This window comes from Klebsiella sp. 18074 (genome assembly GCF_902705905.1).
Taxonomy (GTDB): Bacteria; Pseudomonadota; Gammaproteobacteria; order Enterobacterales; family Enterobacteriaceae; genus Klebsiella; species Klebsiella terrigena.
In genome coordinates this window covers 1-20,582 of record NZ_CACSIS010000007.1, presented here as the reverse complement: position 1 = coordinate 20,582, position 20,582 = coordinate 1, and the positions used below count along the sequence as shown (strand labels likewise).

Genomic DNA, 20,582 nt, shown 5'->3' with positions numbered 1-20,582 from the left:
TGGCATATGGCGCGGCGCGAAATGGGAGGCGGGTTGCGCGCCGATGTCGATGAAACGAGTGAAATGCGCCGAGAGTTTGATCTTTCTCGCAAAATGAAATATTTTTTCTGTATTTATGTTTAATGAAAAAAATGTTTGCCTATAATCCAACAGTATTCCAGTGGCCGTTAACGATTTCCCTCGACCTGTTCCGGTATCACCGCAGGGGAAAAAGCGCTAACCCACACACAAATACTGAACAATAAGGATTGTGCAACATGGGCAAACTGAGACTGACAATGGCGCAGGCGCTGGTGAAGTTTCTTGATAACCAGTATCTGGAAGTCGATGGCGAAGAGCATAAATTCGTCAAAGGTATTTTTGCCATCTTCGGCCACGGCAACGTGCTGGGGCTGGGCCAGGCGCTGGAGCAGGACAGCGGCGAAATGCGGGTATTCCAGGGGCGTAACGAGCAGGGGATGGCGCACGCGGCGACCGGCTTTGCCAGACAGTCTCTGCGCCGGCAGATCATCGCCTGCACCTCCTCCGTGGGGCCGGGCGCCGCCAACATGATTACCGCTGCGGCCACCGCGACCGCCAACCGTATTCCTCTGCTGCTGCTGCCCGGCGACGTGTTTGCGACCCGTCAGCCCGACCCCGTCCTGCAGCAGGTTGAACAGAGCTATGACCTGAGCATCAGCACCAACGACGCGTTTCGCGCGGTGAGCAAATACTGGGACCGTATTACGCGCCCGGAGCAACTGATGAGCGCCTGCATTAACGCGATGCGCGTCCTGACCGACCCGGCAGAGACCGGCGCCGTGACCCTCTGTCTGCCGCAGGACGTTCAGGGCGAAGCCTGGGATTATCCGCTCTCTTTCTTTGCCCGACGCGTGCATCGGCTCGACCGTCGCCCGGCCAGCGCCGCGCAGCTGGCGGATGCGCTGGCGGCGATTAAGGCCAGCCGCAAGCCGCTGATTATCTGCGGCGGCGGGGTGAAGTACGCCGGTGCCGGCGAGGCGCTGTCCCGCTTTGCCGAACGCTACGGTATCCCCTTTGCGGAAACGCAGGCCGGGAAAGGCTCGGTGGTCTCCTCACATCCGCTGAACGTTGGCGGGGTGGGCGAAACCGGCTGCCTGGCGGCCAACCTGCTGGCAAAAGAGGCCGACTTAGTGATCGGTATCGGCACCCGCTTCAGCGATTTCACCACCGCCTCAAAATGGCTTTTCCAGCATCCCGGCGTGCGCTTCCTTAACGTCAACGTCAGCAACTTTGACGCCTGGAAGCTGGACGGGATCCCGCTGCTGGCCGATGCCCGCGAAGCGCTCACCGCGCTGGACGACGCGCTGGCGGGCGAGTCCTGGCAGGCTGAATGGGGAGCGCAGATCGACAGCGTCCAGAGCCGCCAGCTGAAAGAGACACAGCGCGTCTATCAGGCGGTATGGCAGGAAGAGTCCTTCGTCCCGGAAATTGACGACCGCCTGGATCGCGATGCGGTGTACCGCGAATTCCGCCAGATCACGGATTCAACCTTAACGCAGTGCAGCGTGCTGGGTGTGCTGAATGAAACGCTGGCCTCCGACGCGGTGATCGTGGCGGCGGCGGGCAGCCTGCCCGGCGATCTGCAGCGCGTCTGGCGCAACCGGGCGACCAACACCTATCACGTTGAATACGGCTACTCCTGTATGGGCTACGAGGTGAATGCCGCGCTGGGCGTGAAGCTGGCGCAGCCGCAAAGCGAGGTCTATTCGCTGGTGGGCGATGGTTCATTCATGATGCTGCACTCCGAGCTGGTCACCTCTTTACAGGAGCGCGCGAAGATCAACATCGTGCTGCTCGACAACATGGCCAACGGCTGTATTAACAACCTGCAGATCGAGCACGGTATGGACAGCTTCGGCACCGAGTTCCGCTACCGCTCGGCGGAGAGCGGGCGGCTGCAGGGCGGCCTGGTGCCGGTCGATTTCGCGACCATCGCCGCGGGCTATGGCTGCAAAACCTGGCGCGTCACCACCCTTGATGAGCTGCGCCAGGCGCTGGACGCCGCGCGTCGTGAAACGGTCAGCACGCTGATTGATATTAAAGTGCTGCCGAAAACCATGGTGCATAAGTACGGCAGCTGGTGGAACGTCGGCGTGGCCCAGACGGCGCTGTCCGAGCGGATCCGCAAAGTCGCAGAGCAGATTAATGAAAAACGCGCCGAGGCGCGGGATTACTAAAACAGAACACTTACCCTGAACCCTACAGAACCGCGGGAGAACACTATTATGTCACTCAGATTAGGCGTTATCGGCGCAGGCGCCATTGGTAAAGAGCATATCCGTCGCTGCACTCAGGTATTACAGGGGGCCACGGTGGTGGCCGTTTCGGACATCAATGCCGACAACGCGCGGGCGGCGGTTGCGCTGCCCGGCGTTCACGCCGAAGTCTACGCCGACGGCCACGACGTGATTAACGCCAGCGACGTTGACGCTATCCTGGTGACCTCATGGGACCCGACCCACGAAGAGTACACCCTCGCGGCGATTGCCGCCGGCAAGCCGGTATTCTGCGAAAAGCCGCTGGCGATGAGCGCTGAAGGCTGCCGCCGTATTGTCGATGCCGAAATAAAAGCCGGCCGTAGGCTGGTGCAGGTCGGCTTTATGCGTCCGTACGATGAAGGCTACCTGGCGCTGAAAAAAGTGATTGATGACGGCGACATCGGTGCGCCGCTGATGCTGAAGTGCGCGCACCGCAACCAGAGCGTCGGCGAGAACTACACCACCGATATGGCGATCACCAACACCCTGATCCACGAGCTGGACGTGCTGCGCTGGCTGCTGAACGACGACTATCGCTCGGTGCAGGTTCGCTTCCCGCGCGCCACTTCCCACACCCACGCCCGGCTGAGAGATCCGCAGATCGTCTCGTTTGAAACCAAAAAAGGCGCCCTGATCGACGTCGAAGTTTTCGTCAACTGCCAGTACGGCTACGACATTCAGTGCGAAGTGGTGGGCGAAACCGGGATTGCGCGCCTGCCGGAACCCTCGGCAGTGCAGATGCGCAAGGCGGCGAACCTCTCAACCCCGATCCTCACCGACTGGAAAGACCGCTTCATCAAAGCCTACGACGTCGAGCTGCAGGCCTTTATCAACGACGTGCAGGCCGGCAGGCTGCAGGGCCCGTCGGCGTGGGATGGCTATGCCGCCTCCGTCGCCGCCGACGCCTGCCTGCAGGCGCAGGAAAGCACCGGGCCGGTCGCGGTCGCGCTGCCGGAGTGCCCGGCTTTCTATCAGCGCTAAGCGCAGCTGCGTCTGCGGAACCTCTGCAAACAGGACTCGATGATGAAAATTGCCTTTGATGTGGATGTGATTAAAGACCTCGGGATTAGCGGGATGGTGCATCAGGTAGCGGAGTGGGGCTACCGCTATATTGAGCAGTCGCCGCACCCGCAGATTAACCCGTTTTATAAGCACCCGCGTGCCGGTCGCGAAGTGATTGCCGAGTACAAGCAGGCGCTGCGCGACACCGGCGTTGAGCTCTCTTCATTCATCTGCGTCTATCGCTGGTCGGGTCCGGATGAAGCGCGTCGCCAGGCGGCGGTGAAAAACTGGAAGCGGCTGATCGAAGTCGCGGTGGAGATGGGCGTCCAGGTGATCAACACCGAGTTCTCGGGCGATCCTAACCAGCCGGAAATTTGCGAAGAGATGTTCTATCGCTCGATGGAGGAGCTGCTGCCGATCTTTGAGCGCGAAGGTATTCGCGTCGAGATCCAGGCCCATCCGTGGGACTTCTGCGAAGAGAACAACGAAACCGTCGATATCGTGAAGTCGTTCCGCAGTGAAAACGTGAAGTACGTGTACAGCGTGCCGCACACCTTCTTCTATGACAAAGGGATAGGCGACGTGGAGAAGATGCTGCGCTACGCCGGCGACGATCTCTCCCACGTGCTGATCGCCGATACCCGCAACCATACCAGGCACTGCCGTTACATCGTTAACCCGCCGGGCGTTGATGCCGCCGTGCACCAGCACGTGGGCGTCGGCGAAGGGGATGTAGATTTCAACGCGCTGTTCCGCACGCTGCGCGAGATGAAATTTGCCGAACGGACGTTCAAAGTCGGCGGCGAGCCGATTGTGGCCGCCTCCCTGTTCGGCTACCCGGAGAAGATGAAGTACCAGGCAGTGGAAACCCGTGAACTCATCGAACGTGAATTGCTGCGTCGTTAAGACGCGGCGGCAGGAGCAACCTAATGAACAAAGATAATATCAAACTCGCTATCGCCCCGATCGGCTGGACTAACGACGACATGCCGGAGCTGGGCGGCGAAAACACCTTCCAGCAGATCGTCAGCGAAATGGCGCTGGCGGGTTTTAGCGGCAGCGAAGTCGGCAGTAAATATCCCCGCGATCCGGCGGTGCTGCAGCCGATGCTGGCGATCCGCGGCATCCAGATCTGCAACGCCTGGTTTAGCACCTTTTTTGCCGACGGGCAGCGCGAAAAAACCATTGATGAATTCGTTAACCATATGAATTTCCTCCATGCGATGGGGGCGAAGGTGATCGGCTGCTCCGAGCAGAGCGGCAGTATCCAGGGGTTGGACAAGCCGATTCTGGCCGACGCCAAGCCGTGCTTTAGCGAAGAGGAGTGGCAGCGGGTTGCCGAGGGCTACAACACCCTGGGGCGTCTGGCCGCGGAAAAAGGGATGCAGGTTTGCCTGCACCACCACATGGGAACCGGCGTTCAAACGACGGCAGAGATCGATAAGTTTATGTCGCTGGTGGATGACGGCGTCTTCCTGCTGTACGACACCGGCCACGCCTGGTACTCCGAAGGCGGCGCGGAGCCGATGCTGGCGATCCTCAAAAAATATCTGCCGCGGATCAACCACGTGCACCTGAAGGACGTGCGCCCGGCGGTGATTGAGCAGGTGCGCCGCGAGGGGCTTTCCTTCCTCGATGGCGTGAAGAAGGGCACCTTTACCGTGCCCGGCGACGGCGCGATCGATTTCCGTCCGGTATTTAAGCTGCTGGATGATTTTGGCTACAAGGGCTGGATGGTGGTGGAAGCCGAGCAGGATCCGGCGCTGGCCAACCCCTTCGAATATGCGCTGAAGGCGCGGAAATATATTCGCGAAACGGCAGGAATTTAATCGTTGTTTCACTTCAGGCCATGCAGCAGCGTGGCCTGCTTTTTCCCGGCGCTGCGCGCGAATCAAATAAACACGTCAGTGAGGCCATCGCCTCTGCATTCAGACCAGAGCGGATCTCCCCCTACAAGGCAGGTTACTGGAGTCTTTTATGTCAAAGGAACAATATCTCACCCTCAACAGGGCCTCGGGGCCGAATAGCGACGCCCCGACCACGCCGTTTGTGAAAGTCGTTGCGCTGATAGCAACGCTCGGCGGTTTGCTGTTCGGCTACGATACCGGCGTTATCTCCGGCGCATTGCTGTTTATGGGCAATGAGCTGCATCTCACCCCGTTCACCACCGGCCTGGTGACCAGCTCGCTGCTGTTCGGTGCCGCGTTCGGCGCGCTGCTTTCCGGCTATATGGCCAGCGCGGCGGGTAGAAAGAAAATCATCCTCTGGCTGGCGGTTATCTTCGCCATTGGCGCCATTGGTACCGCGCTGGCGCCCGACGTTAACTGGATGATTTTCTTTCGCCTGGTGCTCGGCGTGGCGGTTGGCGGCGCGGCGGCAACCGTGCCGGTCTATATCGCCGAAATGGCGCCGGCGAACAAGCGCGGGCAGCTGGTGACGCTGCAGGAGCTGATGATTGTCTCGGGCCAGCTGCTGGCCTATATCTCGAACGCTGGCTTCCACGCCGTATGGGGCGGGGAGAGTACCTGGCGCTGGATGCTGGCGGTCGCCACGCTGCCCGCCGTGCTGCTGTGGTTTGGCATGATGTTTATGCCGGATTCGCCGCGCTGGTACGCGATGAAGGGGCGCCTGGCGGAAGCGCGTCGGGTTCTGGAGCGCACTCGCCGCAAAGAGGACGTCGAGTGGGAGCTGATGGAGATCAGCGAAACGCTCGATGAGCAGCGCAGTCTCGGCAAGCCGCGGTTCCGCGAAATTATGACTCCGTGGCTGTTTAAGCTGTTTATGATTGGTATCGGTATTGCCGTTATTCAGCAGCTTACCGGCGTAAACACCATTATGTACTACGCGCCAACGGTGCTGACGTCGGTGGGGATGAGCGATAACGCCGCGCTGTTTGCCACCATTGCCAACGGGGTGGTGTCGGTATTGATGACCTTTGTCGGCATCTGGATGCTGGGTAAAATTGGCCGTCGGACGATGACCATGATCGGCCAGTTTGGCTGTACCGCCTGCCTGGTGTTTATCGGCGCGGTGAGCTATTTGCTGCCGGAAACCGTCAACGGCCAGCCGGACGCGCTGCGGGCCTATATGGTGCTGGTGGGCATGCTGCTGTTCCTCAGCTTCCAGCAGGGCGCGCTGTCGCCGGTGACCTGGCTGCTGCTGTCGGAGATCTTCCCCACCCGCCTGCGCGGGATCTTTATGGGCGGGGCAGTGTTCTCGATGTGGATCGCCAACTTCATGATTTCGCTATTTTTCCCTATCCTGCTGTCGTGGATTGGCCTCTCCGGAACCTTCTTTATCTTCGCCGGGATCGGCGTGTTTGGCGCGCTGTTCGTCATTAAATGCGTGCCGGAAACCCGCAACCGCAGCCTCGAGCAGATTGAGCACTATCTGCAGGACCGACTTGATACCAGCGAAGAGCGCAGGGCCGCGCGTAAGGTGTGGGCCGAATCCCAGGCGGATAAGGCCTAAGCCAGCGTTAATCCAACGAATCCCGTCAGGCCCGGCGTCTGGCGGGGAGACGGGCCTGCGGGCCCGCTCTCCTGCAGCCCCGCGCTCCTGCAGCCCGCACCGGCGTCGCGCGCTATCTTCGACATTTTTCCCGCCCGCATTACGCTTGATGAAAGCAGGGTTCAGCAACGTATTGAGGATTTTCTCCGCCTCTGCTGCGCTGACCGGGGCTATAGATCAGCGTCGTTGCAGCATTATGTGATCCAGCCTGAAAAACCGGCACTTACGTCCGCAACCCCATTTACCTTCCCTTTCCAGGCAGCATAGTATGATCGCTAAATAAACGAACGCCGTTCTATAATGTAGAACAAAAATGTCGAGCAATGCATCAGCAAGGAGATCTCATGCAGCAGACCGTGCAGTTCTCGGGGATTATTCCGCCTGTTTCCACCATCTTTACCGCCGACGGCCAGCTTGATAAGCCGGGCTTCGCGGCGCTTATTGACGATACTATCGCCGCGGGCGTTGACGGCCTGTTCTTCCTCGGCAGCGGCGGGGAGTTCTCGCAGCTCGGCACCGAAGAGCGTAAAGCGGTTGCGGCATTCGCCATCGGCCACGTCGATCGGCGGGTGCCGGTTCTGATTGGCACCGGCGGCACCAACGCGCGGGAGACCGTTGAGCTCAGCCAGCACGCGCAGGCGGAAGGGGCTGACGGCATTGTGGTGATTAACCCCTACTACTGGAAAGTGTCGGAACAGAACCTGATCCGCTACTACCAGCAGGTGGCGGACTGCGTGACGCTGCCGGTTATTCTCTATAACTTCCCGGCGCTCAGCGGCCAGGACCTGACACCAGCGCTGGTCAAAACCCTGGCGGATTCGCGCAGCAATATCGTCGGCATCAAGGACACCATCGACTCCGTGGCCCATCTGCGCAGCATGATCCTGACCGTAAAGGCGGCGCACCCGAACTTCTCGGTGCTCTGCGGCTACGATGATCACCTGTTCAATACGCTGCTGCTGGGCGGCGACGGGGCGATCTCGGCCAGCGCTAACTTTGCCCCGCAGCTGTCGGTTAAGCTGCTGCAGGCCTTCCGCGACGGCGACCTGGCGCAGGCGGCGCACTATCATCAGACGCTGCTGCAAATCCCGCAGGTCTACCAGCTCGATACGCCGTTCGTGAACGTGATTAAAGAGGCGACGGTCCTGTGCGGCCGGCCGCTGTCAACGCACGTGCTGCCGCCGGCCTCGCCGCTGAATGAGGCGGGTAAGGCGCAGCTCAAAGCGCTGCTGCAACGGCTCAAGCTCTGCTGAAACGGGAAAAGACGATGACCATCGACAAGATTTTCACCCCGCAGGACGATGCATTCTATGCGGTCACCACCCACGCCGCTGGCCCCCAGGGCGCACTGCCGCTGACGCCGCAGATGCTAATGGAGTCGCCGAGCGGCAACCTGTTCGGCATGACGCAGAACGCCGGCATGGGCTGGGATGCCAATAAGCTGACGGGCAAAGAGGTGCTGATCGTCGGCACCCAGGGCGGCATTCGCGCCGGCGACGGTCGGCCGATCGCGCTGGGCTATCATACCGGGCACTGGGAAATTGGCCTGCAGATGCAGGCGGCGGCAAAGGAGATCACCCGCAGCGGCGGCATTCCCTTCGCCGCCTTCGTCAGCGATCCGTGCGACGGACGCTCCCAGGGCACCCACGGGATGTTCGACTCCCTGCCGTACCGCAACGACGCGGCGATCGTGTTTCGCCGCCTGATCCGCTCCCTGCCAACCCGGCGGGCGGTGATCGGCGTCGCCACCTGCGACAAGGGGCTACCGGCGACGATGATCGCCCTGGCGGCGATGCATAATCTGCCGACGATCCTCGTACCCGGCGGGGCGACGCTGCCGCCAACCTTTGGCGAAGATGCCGGAAAGGTACAGACCATCGGCGCGCGCTACGCCAACCACGAGCTGTCGCTGCAGGAAGCGGCGGAACTCGGCTGCCGCGCCTGCGCGTCGCCGGGCGGCGGCTGCCAGTTTTTAGGCACCGCCGGCACCTCGCAGGTGGTGGCGGAGGCGCTGGGCATGGCGCTGCCGCATTCGGCGCTGGCCCCGTCCGGGCAGGACGTGTGGCTGGAGATCTCCCGCCAGTCGGCAAGGGCGGTGAGCGAGCTGGATAATCGCGGCATTACCACCCGCGATATCCTGACCGATAAGGCCATCGAAAACGCGATGGTGCTCCACGCCGCGTTTGGTGGCTCGACCAACCTGCTGCTGCATATTCCGGCCATTGCCCATGCGGCGGGCTGCACCATTCCCGACGTCGAGCACTGGACGCGCATCAACCGCAAGGTCCCGCGGCTGGTCAGCGTGCTGCCCAACGGCCCGGACTACCATCCGACGGTGCGCGCGTTCCTCGCCGGCGGCGTGCCGGAAGTGATGCTGCACCTGCGCGATCTTGGCCTGCTGCACCTTGACGCCATGACGGTCACGGGTCAGACGGTCGGCGAAAACCTCGACTGGTGGCAGGCCTCGGAGCGTCGGCAGAAGTTTCGCCAGTGCCTGCTGGAGCAGGACGGCGTCGATCCGGATGACGTGATCCTGCCGCCGGAGCGCGCCAGGGCGAAAGGGCTCACCTCGACGGTGGCCTTCCCGGTGGGCAACATCGCGCCGGAAGGTTCGGTGATTAAAGCCACGGCCATTGACCCGTCGGTGGTGGGCGACGACGGCGTGTATCGCCACACCGGCCGGGCGCGGGTATTTGTCTCGGAGGCGCGGGCGATCGGGGCGATTAAAAACGGCGAGATTGAGCGGGGCGATATCATGGTGGTGATCGGCGGCGGGCCGTCGGGTACCGGTATGGAGGAGACCTACCAGCTCACCTCGGCGCTGAAGCACGTGTCGTGGGGCAAAACGGTTTCGCTGATCACCGACGCGCGTTTCTCCGGCGTCTCTACCGGCGCCTGTTTTGGCCATGTCGCGCCCGAGGCGCTGGCGGGCGGGCCCATCGGCAGGCTGCGCGATAACGATATCATCGAGATCGTGGTTGACCGCCTGGCCCTGACCGGCAGCGTGAACTTTATCGGTACGGCGGAGGCGCGCCTGACGCCGGAAGAGGGCGCCCTGGCGCTGGCGGCGAGAGCGCCGCATCCGGATCTGCACCCTCACGATTTTTTACCGGACGATACGCGCCTCTGGGCCGCGCTGCAGTCGGTGAGCGGCGGTACCTGGAAAGGCTGTATTTATGATACCGATAAAATTATTGAGGTTATTAACGCCGGTAAAAAAGCCCTCGGCTTATAAATAATTAAGCGGTTAATTTAGCCTGCGGAAAATATTCCGCGGGCGAATTTTCGTTGGCCTAAAAAGCCTATTTATTGAGATTTTATTTATTCAATAAGCCGTTAAAAATAAAAGCTAAAAATATTTATTCAGCTTCCTGTTTATACCGACCCTAATCACAAAAACAAAAAAACATAATTCATAAATTAAAAATGGTCATTGCCGTAAAAATGAGCAGCTCATTACACTCTATTAACACGACAACGTGAATTAGGCACACGCATCACGGGTGTTTTCCTGACGACGCTGCGGGTATTTTTTTGCCCTCTTCAGGCCCCTGACGTTTGCATCATTCCACTCTTTGGGGTTGGGGATAAATATGCAATTAACCATGAAAGATAAAATTGGCTACGGGCTGGGTGACACCGCCTGCGGCTTTGTCTGGCAGGCGACGATGTTCCTGTTGGCCTATTTCTATACCGACGTCTTTGGGCTCTCCGCCGGCGTGATGGGCACGCTGTTTTTAGTTTCGCGCGTGCTGGATGCCGTCACCGATCCGCTGATGGGGCTGCTGGTGGATCGCACCCGCACCCGCTACGGTCAGTTCCGCCCGTTCCTGCTGTGGGGGGCGATCCCGTTTGGCCTCGTCTGCATGCTGACCTTCTACACGCCGGACTTCTCCGCGCAGGGTAAAATCATCTATGCCAGCATCACCTATATCCTGCTGACGCTGGTGTACACCTTCGTCAACGTGCCCTACTGCGCGATGCCGGGGGTGATCACCGTCGATCCGAAAGAGCGCCACACGCTGCAGTCGTGGCGCTTTTTCCTTGCCGCCGCCGGATCGCTGGCGATCAGCGGTATCGCGCTGCCGCTGGTGGGGATCATCGGCAAGGGCAACGAGCAGGTGGGCTACTTTGGCGCGATGTGCGTGCTGGGGCTGACCGGCGTGGTGCTGCTGTACGTCTGCTTCTTTACCACCAAAGAGCGCTACACCTTCGAGGTGCAGCCGGGCGCCTCGGTGATGAAAGATCTCAGGCTGCTGTTCGGCAATACCCAGTGGCGGATCATGTGCACCTTCAAAATGATGGCGACCTGTTCCAACGTGGTGCGCGGCGGGGCGACGCTCTACTTCGTCAAATACGTGATGGATCATCCGGAGATGGCGATGCAGTTTCTGCTCTACGGCAGCATCGCCACCATGTTCGGCTCGCTGGCCTCTTCGCGCCTGCTGGGGCGCTTCGATCGGGTGAAGGCCTTCAAAGGGATTATCGTCGTCTATTCGCTGTTAAGCCTGCTGCTGTTCTTTATTCCTGCCGAACAGATTGGGCTAATTTTCGCGCTTAACATCGTTTTCCTGTTCATCTTTAACACCACCACGCCGCTGCAGTGGCTGATGGCCTCCGACGTGGTGGATTACGAAGAGAGCCGCAGCGGCCGACGCCTCGACGGCCTGGTGTTCTCCACCTATCTGTTCAGCCTGAAGATCGGCCTGGCGATCGGCGGCGCGGTAGTGGGCTGGGTTCTCGCCTTTGTGAACTACTCCGCCAGCAGCAGCGTGCAGCCGGTGGAAGTGCTCACCACCATTAAAATCCTGTTCTGCGTGGTGCCGGTGGTGCTCTACGTCGGCATGTTCATCATGCTCTCACTTTACAAGCTGAGCGATGAGCGCGTTGAGGCCATCAGCCAGCAGCTCCGTAAGCATCGCGCGGCGCAGAGTGAAGACGTTCCTGCCGCCGCGGCCGCGGCATCCAATTAAGAGGGAGACAATATGTATACGATTACTAACCCGATTTTGACCGGCTTCAACCCCGATCCGTCGCTGTGCCGGCAGGGCGAGGATTACTACATCGCGACATCCACCTTTGAGTGGTTTCCGGGCGTGCGCATTTACCACTCGCGGGATTTGAAAAACTGGTCGCTGGTCAGCACGCCGCTGGACCGCGTGTCGATGCTGGATATGAAAGGCAACCCTGACTCTGGCGGTATCTGGGCGCCGTGCCTGAGCTACGCCGACGGTCTGTTCTGGCTACTGTATACCGATGTGAAGATCGTTGATTCGCCGTGGAAAAACGGCCGTAACTATCTGGTGACCGCTCCGTCCGTCGAAGGCCCGTGGAGCGAGCCGATTGCGATGGGCAACGGCGGGTTTGACCCGTCGCTGTTTCACGATAGCGACGGCCGAAAATACTACATCTACCGCCCGTGGGGGCCGCGCCACCACAGCGATCCGCACTGTACCATCGTCATGCAGGAGTACTTCCCGCACACCCGAACCCTGTCGCCGCAGCGCAAAACCCTGTTTACCGGCACCGACCTGCGCTATACCGAAGGGGCGCACCTGTACCGCAAAGAGGGCTGGTACTACCTGCTGGTGGCGGAGGGCGGCACCAGCTACGAGCACGCGGTGGTGGTGCTGCGGGCGAAAAATATCGACGGGCCCTACGAGCTCTCTCCGGAGGTGACGCTGATGAGCAGCTGGCACCTGCCGGAGAACCCGCTGCAGAAAAGCGGCCACGGTTCGCTGCTGGAGACGCATACCGGCGAGTGGTATATGGCGTACCTCGTCAGCCGCCCGCAGCGCCTGCCCGGCGTGCCGCTGCTGGCGTCCGGCGGGCGCGGCTACTGCTCGCTGGGGCGTGAGACCGGCATTACGCCCGTCGCCTGGCGCGACGGCTGGCCGGTCATTGAGGGCGGCAAGCACGCGGCGCTGACGGTGGCGGGCCCGCAGATGACGGAAAGCCAGGCACCGGCAGAGCCGGCGTGGTGCGACGAGTTCGACGGCGCGGCCCTCGACCCGGAGCTGCAAACCCTGCGTATTCCCTTCGATGAGACGCTCGGCTCCCTCAGCGCCCGGCCGGGCTATTTGCGCCTGTACGGCAACGATTCGCTTAACTCCACCTTTACCCAGTCCACGGTGGCGCGGCGCTGGCAGCACTTTGCCTTCCGCGCCGAAACGCGGATGGAGTTCGCGCCGGAGAACTTCCAGCAGAGCGCCGGTTTAACCTGCTATTACAACACCAAAAACTGGAGCTACTGTTTTGTCGATTTCGAAGAGGGGCGGGGCAGAACGCTGAAGGTGCTGCAGCTCGACCACAACGTGCCTTCCTGGCCGCTGCACGAGCAGCCGATTCCGGTGCCGGACGAGGCGCAGAGCGTGTGGCTGCGGGTGGACGTCGACCATCTGGTGTACCGCTATAGCTATTCGTTTGACGGCGAGAACTGGCACCGGGTGCCTGTCGACTATGCGGCGTGGAAGCTGTCGGACGACTACGTCGGCGGCCGCGGGTTCTTTACCGGGGCGTTCGTCGGCCTGCACTGCGAGGACATCAGCGGCGACGGCTGCTACGCTGATTTTGACTACTTCCGCTACCTGCCGGTAGAGGCGTAGGCCATCAGGCCGGGTAGCCCAGCGCTTTTGACAGCTGGCGCCCGGCCTCTTCCAGCTGCAGCCGGTAGCGGGTGAGCTCGTCGTCATCCACCCGCGAGGTGAGGGTGGAGAGGCTCAGCGCGGCAATCACCCGCGATTCATGATTCCACACCGGGACCGCCACGCAGCGCACGCCCTGTTCGTTTTCTTCGCTGTCCAGGGCGTAGCCCTGGGCGCGGGTTTGCGCGAGTATCGCCAGCAGCGCCTCGCGGGAGGTGATGGTCGCGGGCGTGAAGGCGGTGTAGTGATAGCCATCGAGCAGGGGATCCCGCTCGGCGTCGCTCAGCCAGGCAATCAGCACCTTGCCGATGGCGGTGGCGTGCACCGGCAGGCGGCGGCCAATGCGCGAGTAGGCGATGGCGGCGAGCCGGCCTTCGATCTTTTCTATATAGACGCCTTCGCGGCCGTCGAGAATACCGAGATGGGTGGTCTGCCCGGTGTGCTGCGAGAGCTCCGTCAGCCAGCCCTTCGCCTGCTGGCGGATATCCATTGAGCCCACCACAAAGTGGCCGCGCTCCACCAGCTTCATGCCGAGGCGGTATTTGCCGTTTTCCGGGTTCTGATCGATATAGCCGTGCAGCTGCAGGGTTTTGAGCAGCGAATGGAGCGTGCTTTTGCTCAGGCCCATTTGCTTGCTGATGTCGGTGATTTTGAGCTCCTTCGCCTGGTCGTTAAACAGATCGAGGATCGTCAAGGCACGTTCAACAGACTGAATAATAGGCATTATGTACGACCATTCACGCGGGGAGAGGGTGAAAAAGTACCTTTTTTACGCTGAAAAATCAAACGGCTGGGGTGAAAATGCCTCGTCGCCCCGCTCGGCGCGGTGCGGCCGTTGGGGCGACGAGGCGAGGGCTTACTTTATTTCCGCGAGCGCGGTTTTATCCACGTAGGGCTTCATCAGGGCATCGGCCTCTTTCTGCGCGGCCTGGGCCGCCGCTTCCGGGGTGACCTTCGCATCGTTGACCACCGCCGCCAGCTGGTTCTCCATCGCCTTACGTACGGCGACGGTTTCCCAGGTGGAGTACCACGGATGGGCGTATTTCAGCTGCTCCAGGGCGATGGCCGCGCGCGGGTCCTGCTGCAGATAGGCCTTCATTTCCGGCGTATCGTAGGCGGCTTTACGCGGGGAGAAGTAGCCGGTGAAGCGGCTCCACTCGCCGTTGACCTGCGGGCTGACGAGGTAAGTGAGGAACTGATAGGCCGCCTTTTTCTGCGCGTCGGAAATGCCTTTAAAGCTCACCAGGCTGGCGCCGCCGATCGGTACCGCGCGCTGCTCTTTGGCCGGCAGCATCGCCACGCCGAGCTCAAAGTCTTTGCTATTTTCGCGCATAAAGCCCAGCGCGCCGGTGCTCAGCATCGCCATCCCGACCTTACCGGAGAAGAAGGACGCGCTGATCTGCTTCGAGTTGAGCACGCCGGAGGGCATCACCTTGTCCTGATAGACCAGGTTCTGCCAGAAGCGCAGGGCGCCGATGGTGGTCGGGGCGTTGTAATAGACTTCGCCAGGGTAGTCTTCGTTAAAGTACTTCCCGCCGTTGGCGCGCACCAGCGCCGAGAAGATCCAACCGCCGTAGTCGTCGTTGGTGGACGGCAGCATAATGCCCCACTGGCCTTTGCTCTCGTCGGTCAGCTTTTTGGCATCCGCCAGCAGCTCGGCCCAGGTCTGCGGCGGCTGCTTGATCCCGGCCTGCTCGAACAGGGTTTTGTTGTAGTAGAGGATCGGCGTCGAGTTATGGAACGGAATGGCGTAAGTAGTGCCCATCACCTGGGCGTTTTTGTGCATCGCCGGCCAGAACTCTTTGACCAGGAAATCCCCGGCCTTCTGGTCGCCGTATTTGAACAGCTCGTCCATCGGCAGGATCTCATCCTTGAGCGCGAGGTCGGTAGTGAAGTTGGCGGACATAATCACCAGCGCCGGCGGCTGCCCGGCCTTCTGCGCCGACTCGGCTTTGATCTTGGTGGTGTCGTAGTTGCCGGTAAAGATCCCGCGCACTTCGACGTCCTGCTGCGAGTCGTTAAAAGCCTTGATGACGCGGGTCATCTCCATGGTCAGCTTGCCGTCTACCGGCGCCGGGAACATGAAATCGATCTTCTCTTTCGCTAGCGCCGCGCCGCTCAGCGCGAGCGAAAGCCCGACGGCTGTCAGAGTTTTTAGCATGGTCAATCTCCTGGAGTAAGCGCCTGATGAGCGGGCGCTAAATTATGCTGTTTCTCAGCATGAAAAAGATGAATATCCCCGGGCGAGAAGCCGAGGATCAGCGAGTCGCCTTTCTCCGGCACCGCGCCGCGATGGCGGCGGCTAAAGCGCAGGGTGCCGATGGGGGTGCTGACGTGGAGCAGGTAATCGGCCCCCATCAGCTCTCGTTGCAGGACGGTGGCGCAGAGGCGCAGGTGACCCTCCTCCACGCGATCGCTGATGTGTTCCGGGCGAATGCCTAGCCAGACGCGGGACTCGTCGCGATAGCCCGGCGGCAGCGGGTGGCGCAGCTCGCCGAGCCGTACCTCGCCGTCGGCGCAGGGCAGCGACAGCAGGTTCATCGCCGGAGAGCCGATAAACCCGGCGACGAACAGGTTGGCCGGGTGGGCGTAGAGGTGCTCCGGACGCCCGACCTGCTGCACGTGGCCGGCGTTCATCACCACGATGCGGTCGGCCATCGACATCGCCTCGGTCTGGTCGTGGGTGACGTAGACGGTGCTGGTTTTCAGCTGCTGGTGGAGATCCATAATGCTGTCGCGCACCTCGCTGCGCAGGCGGGCGTCGAGGTTGGAGAGCGGCTCATCCATCAGGAATAGCCGCGGATTGCGCACGATGGCGCGGGCCATCGCCACCCGCTGGCGCTGGCCGCCGGAGAGCTTCGCCGGCTTGCGATCCAGCAGGGTGTCCAGCTGCAGCATCTGCGCGACGTTATCCACCCGCGGCTGCCAGCTGGCCTTCTCCTCTTTGCGCACCTTCATGCCGAAGGTGATGTTGTCGCGCACCGACAGATGTGGGAACAGGGCGTAGTTCTGGAAGATCATCGCGAAGTTGCGCTCGCGCGGCGACATATCGGTGATGTTCTGCTCGTGCAGCCAGATTTCACCGTCGCTGACCCGATCGAGCCCGGCCAGCAGGCGCAACAGGGTGCTTTTGCCGCAGCCGGAGGGGCCGACCAGCACCACGAACTCGCCTTCGTGAATATCCAGCGACAGGGCGCTGAGGGCCGGCTTGCCGTCGAAGCGTTTGGTGATATTTTGCAAACTCAGCATCGTGATTAGCGCTCTTGCGTCGGGCAGCTGATGTTTTCGTCATACAGCCACGGCCCGGCATAGTGCGCCAGCGAGTGCTGGTAGCTCACCCACTGCTCGCCCACCTGGCGATGCATCAGGCAGGAGGCCGGAGACAGGTCGTAGTACGGGCGGGTATCTTCGTGGAAATAGGGCACCTGATGGACGGTTCCCGGCACGGTGGAGATAATCGCCTGGCGGTACTGGGTCAGGGTCAGGCTGTGGTTGTGACCGCAGAAAATACGCGTCAGCGACGGGAAGCGCTCCACCAGCGCCAGCAGGCGGTAGCCGTTTTCACAGGCGATGGGGTCCATCTGGGCGTTGCCCAGCGGCAGCGGCGGATGGTGCATAAACACCGTTGCCGGTTTGTCGCCGCCCTCGAACAGCTGTGCCTCCAGCCAGCTAATGGTCTCGTCGGTCAGCCAGCCGCTGGAGGTGCCGGCGCGGCTGGAGTCGATAAACAGCAGGCGGGTGGCAAAATCGTCCACCGCGTAGCGCATGTTCTGCGGGTCGCTGCCGAGCTGCGGGCACAGCGGATGCAGGTATTCGAGAAACAGCGCTTTATCGTCGTGGTTGCCGGGAATGAGATACAGCGGATAGTTCAGGCCGCCGAGGATCTGGCGGGCCGCTTCGTACTCCTCCGGGCGACCGCAGTTGACGATATCGCCGCTGACCACCACCGCGTCCGGACGCTCCTGCAGGGCGTTGAGCTGGGAAACCACGTCGGCGTTGGCGGCATTAACGTCGATAAAGCCGTACAGCTTCTGGCCGTGGCTGCGGAAGTGGGTATCGGAAATTTGCGCTAACAGCATCAATAACTCCTTATTTGATCCCGGAGAAGCCGAAGCTTCGCAGGAACTGTTTCTGGAAAAGAATGAACGCCAGCATCAGCGGCAGGCAGACCATCAGCGTCCCGGCACCGATGGTGCCCCACTGGCCGCCGGATTCGGCGCCCATGGCGAAGGAGACCAGCCCCACGGTCAGCACCTGCTTATCGGGATCGTTGAGCATCATCAGCGGCCACAGGTATTCGTTCCAGTGGTAGGTAATGCTGACGGTGGCGAAGGCCAGCACCGACGGCCAGGACATCGGCAGCAGCACGCGGAACAGCACCTGCCACCAGCGGCAGCCCTCCATCAGCGCCGCCTCCTCCAGCTCTTTGGGGATGGCGAGGAACGCCTGGCGCATCAGGAACACGCCGAACGCTGAGGTGAAGTAGGGCATCATCACCCCGGTGAGGGTGTTGAGCAGGCCGAAGGTTTTAAGGGTCAGCATGTTCGGCACCATCATCACCACCGGCATGATCATCAGCTGCACCAGGAACAGCAGGAACAGGGTCTGCTTGCCGCGGAACTCGTGGCAGGCGAAGACGTAGCCGGCGGTGGTGATGGTCAGCAGCTGCACGAAGAAGGTGCCGAAGGTGAAGATAAGGGTATTGGCATAGAGGCTCAGCCAGTCGGCGCTGGCCCAGGCGTCGCGGAAGTTATCGAGGGTCAGCGGCAGCCTGGGCAGCAGCGAGGCCATATCCTCGCCGAAGGTGGTGGCGCTGAACGAGGTTGCCAGCATCCAAATAAACGGGCTCACCCACAGCAGCGCCAGGCAGCACATCAGCACGCTGAGGGTAAAGGGCTGCGAACGACGCAGGCGCAGCCACAGCGGGCGCGATGCGGCCGGCGAGCGCACGGCCAGCGGCGAGATTTCAGCGCTCATGGTGGGCTCCTTTCTCCAGCAGTCTGAGGTTAAGCAGCGAGAAGGCGAACAGCCCGGCCAGCGTCAGGAAGGTGGCGGCGGAGGCTTTGCCGAGGTCGTGGGTATCCCACGCGAGGTTCTGGATGTAGTAGAGCAGCACGGTGGTGGCGTTGTCCGGCCCGCCGCGGGTCATCACCGCCACGTGGTCAATCTGGGTGATGGAGTAGATCAGCGCCGTGGTGATGACGAAGCTGAGGGTTGGGCGCAGCAGCGGCAGGGTGACCTTAAAGAACACCTGGCTGCGGGTGGCGCCTTCCATAATCGCCGCTTCGCGGGCCGAGGCCGGGATGCTCTGCAGGCCGGCGAGGAAAAACAGCATGTAGTAGCCGGCAAACTTCCACACCCCGATCAGCGCCAGCGCCAGCAGGGCGGTGTTGCTGCGCCCCAGCCAGTTGTTGTTCATCGGGCCGACGATCTTCGCCAGGTAGTGGTCGAGCAGGCCGAGGCCGGGCATAAAGATAAACAGCCACAGCGCGGCGGCGCTGACCATCGGGATAATCATCGGGAAGAAGAAGGCGGTGCGCAGCCAGCGGTTGACGCGGTGGTTTTCGCTCAGCGCCACCGCCAGCAGCAGGGCCAGGGTCACGCCCGGCACCACCGTCAGCAGGATATAGAGCAGGTTGTTGGCCAACGACTGCCAGAAGACGCTATCGGCGAACAGGCGGGTGAAGTTATCGAGGCCAACGAACTGCGCGCCGTCGCTGACCATCCGGGTATCGAACAGGCTGTCGTAGACCGACCGCCCCAGCGGGAACCAGGTAAAGAGCAGTAAAAACAGCAGCGAAGGTGACAGTATCAGCCAGGGGAGCCAGCTTTTTCTCATAACGGCGACGTCTCAATCGGGCATTGTCGAAGCACGGATTGTGAGAAGCTTTGACTGCAAAAGTATGGCGGGAAGATGACTGTTTAATGAACGGGGGCGCAGCAGCCGGGCAGACGGGCCGCCCGGCGGAGAGGTTACAGATAGCCTGGCTCACCGGCGCTCAGGCTGCGTACATGCGGCCTGAGCGCGGCGGAGATCGTCAGAAGTCGGCTTTCAGCACCACCCGATAGCGGGCCTTGCCTTCGCGCACGTGCTTGAGCGCTTCGTTGATTTGCGACATCGGGAACAGCTCGGTGGTTGGCGCCACTTTGCTGCGTCCGGCGAACTTCATCAGCTTGCGCAGCTCGGACGGGTTGCCGGTGGCCGAACCGGAGATGCTGCGGTCGCCGCTAATCAGGGTGAAGGCGGGGACCGGGAACGGCTTCATCACCGCGCCGACGGTGTGGAAGTTGCCGCCCCAGGAGAGCGCTTCGAAGTACGGCTGCCATTCGAGATCCACCGCCACGGTGTTGATGATCAGGTCGAACTGGCCGGCCAGCGCTTTTAGGGCTTCAGGATCGCGGCTATTGACTACGCGATCGGCGCCCATCGCCAGCACTTCCTGCTCTTTCGCCGGGTTGGAGCTGAAGGCGGTGACCTCCGCGCCCATCGCGCGCAGCAGCTTGATGGCGATGTGGCCGAGGCCGCCGATGCCGATGACGCCGACGCGGCTGGTGGCGGTGACGCGATGCATCAGCAGCGGTTTAAAGACGGTGATGCCGCCGCAGAGCATCGGGCCGGCGGATTCGATATCGATGCTATCCGGCAGCGGGATCACCCACTGCCAGTCGGCGCGCAGCTTATCGGCAAAGCCGCCGCGGTTGATGATGGTCGGCACCGAGCCTTCCTGGCAGTTGATCTGGTTGCCGCTGATACAGGCGTCGCAGTGCCCGCAGCTGCGCGCCGTCCAGCCGATGCCGACCTTCTGGCCGACCTTCAGCCCTTTCTCCTGCGCCGCGCTGCCCAGCGCCGCAACGCGGCCAATGATTTCATGCCCGGCAACCAGCGGGTAGCTCGATATGCCCCATTCGTTGTCGATCATCGACAGATCCGAGTGGCAGATGCCGCAGTACTCCACCTGGACCTCGACATCTTCCGGCCGGAGTTCGCCAGCATCGTATTCCCACAGCGACAGATCGGCGCCCGCTTCTTTGGCGGCGTAGCTTTTAATTATGCTCATGACGGTTTCCTTGGGTTTGGCGTAGACAATCAGAAAGTGTAGAGCATTGGGGGTGGCGCCGCTTGGCAGAAGGTGGTGTGGGGGAGGCG

At 61.5% G+C, this 20,582-nt stretch carries 17 protein-coding genes; 9 read left to right on the top strand and 8 right to left on the bottom strand.

Annotated elements, in window-relative coordinates:
* Positions 1-257: 257 nt before the first annotated feature.
* The 5 genes from iolD (at position 258) to GVK32_RS08680 (ending at position 6,752) form a co-directional block, all read left to right on the top strand.
* Positions 258-2,198: a 3D-(3,5/4)-trihydroxycyclohexane-1,2-dione acylhydrolase (decyclizing) gene (gene iolD / locus GVK32_RS08700; RefSeq protein WP_132513890.1), complete on the top strand. Its 1,941-nt coding sequence runs from the start codon at positions 258-260 to the stop codon at positions 2,196-2,198.
* Between the two features lie 48 nt (positions 2,199-2,246).
* Positions 2,247-3,260 (top strand): Gfo/Idh/MocA family protein, encoded by a 1,014-nt coding sequence (locus GVK32_RS08695; RefSeq protein WP_133601038.1) that lies wholly within the window; start codon positions 2,247-2,249, stop codon positions 3,258-3,260.
* A gap of 42 nt (positions 3,261-3,302) precedes the next feature.
* Positions 3,303-4,187, top strand: coding sequence for a sugar phosphate isomerase/epimerase family protein (locus tag GVK32_RS08690; protein WP_115193703.1), 885 nt, complete (start codon positions 3,303-3,305; stop codon positions 4,185-4,187).
* 23 nt (positions 4,188-4,210) lie between these two features.
* Positions 4,211-5,110 carry a myo-inosose-2 dehydratase gene (gene iolE / locus GVK32_RS08685; RefSeq protein WP_159867408.1) on the top strand — a complete coding sequence of 300 codons (900 nt, stop codon included), beginning with the start codon at positions 4,211-4,213 and terminating at the stop codon, positions 5,108-5,110.
* 148 nt (positions 5,111-5,258) lie between these two features.
* A complete protein-coding gene (locus GVK32_RS08680; protein ID WP_159867405.1) occupies positions 5,259-6,752 on the top strand; it encodes a sugar porter family MFS transporter in 1,494 nt (497 codons plus the stop codon).
* Here GVK32_RS08680 and GVK32_RS29430 read toward each other — a convergent pair.
* Entirely contained in the window at positions 6,749-6,877 is a 129-nt protein-coding gene (locus tag GVK32_RS29430) for a hypothetical protein (protein ID WP_255429324.1), read from the bottom strand. The two genes, GVK32_RS08680 and GVK32_RS29430, sit on opposite strands and share 4 nt — an antisense overlap.
* Before the next feature lie 258 nt (positions 6,878-7,135).
* Between GVK32_RS29430 and GVK32_RS08675 the strand changes: the two genes are divergently transcribed.
* The 4 genes from GVK32_RS08675 to GVK32_RS08660 all read left to right on the top strand — a co-directional run bounded on the left by GVK32_RS08675 (position 7,136) and on the right by GVK32_RS08660 (position 13,396).
* Positions 7,136-8,044 (top strand): dihydrodipicolinate synthase family protein, encoded by a 909-nt coding sequence (locus tag GVK32_RS08675; RefSeq protein WP_159867402.1) that lies wholly within the window; start codon positions 7,136-7,138, stop codon positions 8,042-8,044.
* Positions 8,045-8,058: 14 nt separating this feature from the next.
* The gene (locus GVK32_RS08670) at positions 8,059-10,026 is read left to right on the top strand and encodes a YjhG/YagF family D-xylonate dehydratase (protein WP_159867399.1); all 1,968 of its coding nucleotides are present in this window, start codon (positions 8,059-8,061) and stop codon (positions 10,024-10,026) included.
* Positions 10,027-10,384: 358 nt separating this feature from the next.
* Positions 10,385-11,764 (top strand): glycoside-pentoside-hexuronide (GPH):cation symporter, encoded by a 1,380-nt coding sequence (locus tag GVK32_RS08665; protein ID WP_159867396.1) that lies wholly within the window; start codon positions 10,385-10,387, stop codon positions 11,762-11,764.
* A gap of 12 nt (positions 11,765-11,776) precedes the next feature.
* Entirely contained in the window at positions 11,777-13,396 is a 1,620-nt protein-coding gene (locus GVK32_RS08660) for a glycoside hydrolase family 43 protein (RefSeq protein WP_159867393.1), read from the top strand.
* Positions 13,397-13,400: 4 nt separating this feature from the next.
* Here GVK32_RS08660 and GVK32_RS08655 read toward each other — a convergent pair whose 3' ends face one another.
* The 7 genes from GVK32_RS08655 to GVK32_RS08625 form a co-directional block, all read right to left on the bottom strand.
* A complete protein-coding gene (locus tag GVK32_RS08655) occupies positions 13,401-14,159 on the bottom strand; it encodes an IclR family transcriptional regulator (protein ID WP_159867391.1) in 759 nt (252 codons plus the stop codon).
* 132 nt (positions 14,160-14,291) lie between these two features.
* Positions 14,292-15,596 (bottom strand): ABC transporter substrate-binding protein, encoded by a 1,305-nt coding sequence (locus GVK32_RS08650; protein WP_159867388.1) that lies wholly within the window; start codon positions 15,594-15,596, stop codon positions 14,292-14,294.
* A 2-nt stretch (positions 15,597-15,598) separates the two neighbouring features.
* On the bottom strand, positions 15,599-16,684 hold the full coding sequence (locus tag GVK32_RS08645; protein WP_159867386.1) for an ABC transporter ATP-binding protein: 1,086 nt from the start codon (positions 16,682-16,684) through the stop codon (positions 15,599-15,601).
* Between the two features lie 5 nt (positions 16,685-16,689).
* Positions 16,690-17,514 carry a phosphodiesterase gene (locus tag GVK32_RS08640; protein WP_159867383.1) on the bottom strand — a complete coding sequence of 275 codons (825 nt, stop codon included), beginning with the start codon at positions 17,512-17,514 and terminating at the stop codon, positions 16,690-16,692.
* A 10-nt stretch (positions 17,515-17,524) separates the two neighbouring features.
* Positions 17,525-18,412, bottom strand: coding sequence for a carbohydrate ABC transporter permease (locus GVK32_RS08635; RefSeq protein ID WP_041143815.1), 888 nt, complete (start codon positions 18,410-18,412; stop codon positions 17,525-17,527).
* Entirely contained in the window at positions 18,402-19,274 is an 873-nt protein-coding gene (locus GVK32_RS08630) for a carbohydrate ABC transporter permease (protein WP_123709821.1), read from the bottom strand. The genes GVK32_RS08635 and GVK32_RS08630 overlap by 11 nt, the downstream gene beginning before the upstream one ends.
* A gap of 199 nt (positions 19,275-19,473) precedes the next feature.
* Positions 19,474-20,493 (bottom strand): NAD(P)-dependent alcohol dehydrogenase, encoded by a 1,020-nt coding sequence (locus GVK32_RS08625; RefSeq protein ID WP_159867381.1) that lies wholly within the window; start codon positions 20,491-20,493, stop codon positions 19,474-19,476.
* Positions 20,494-20,582: the final 89 nt, after the last annotated feature.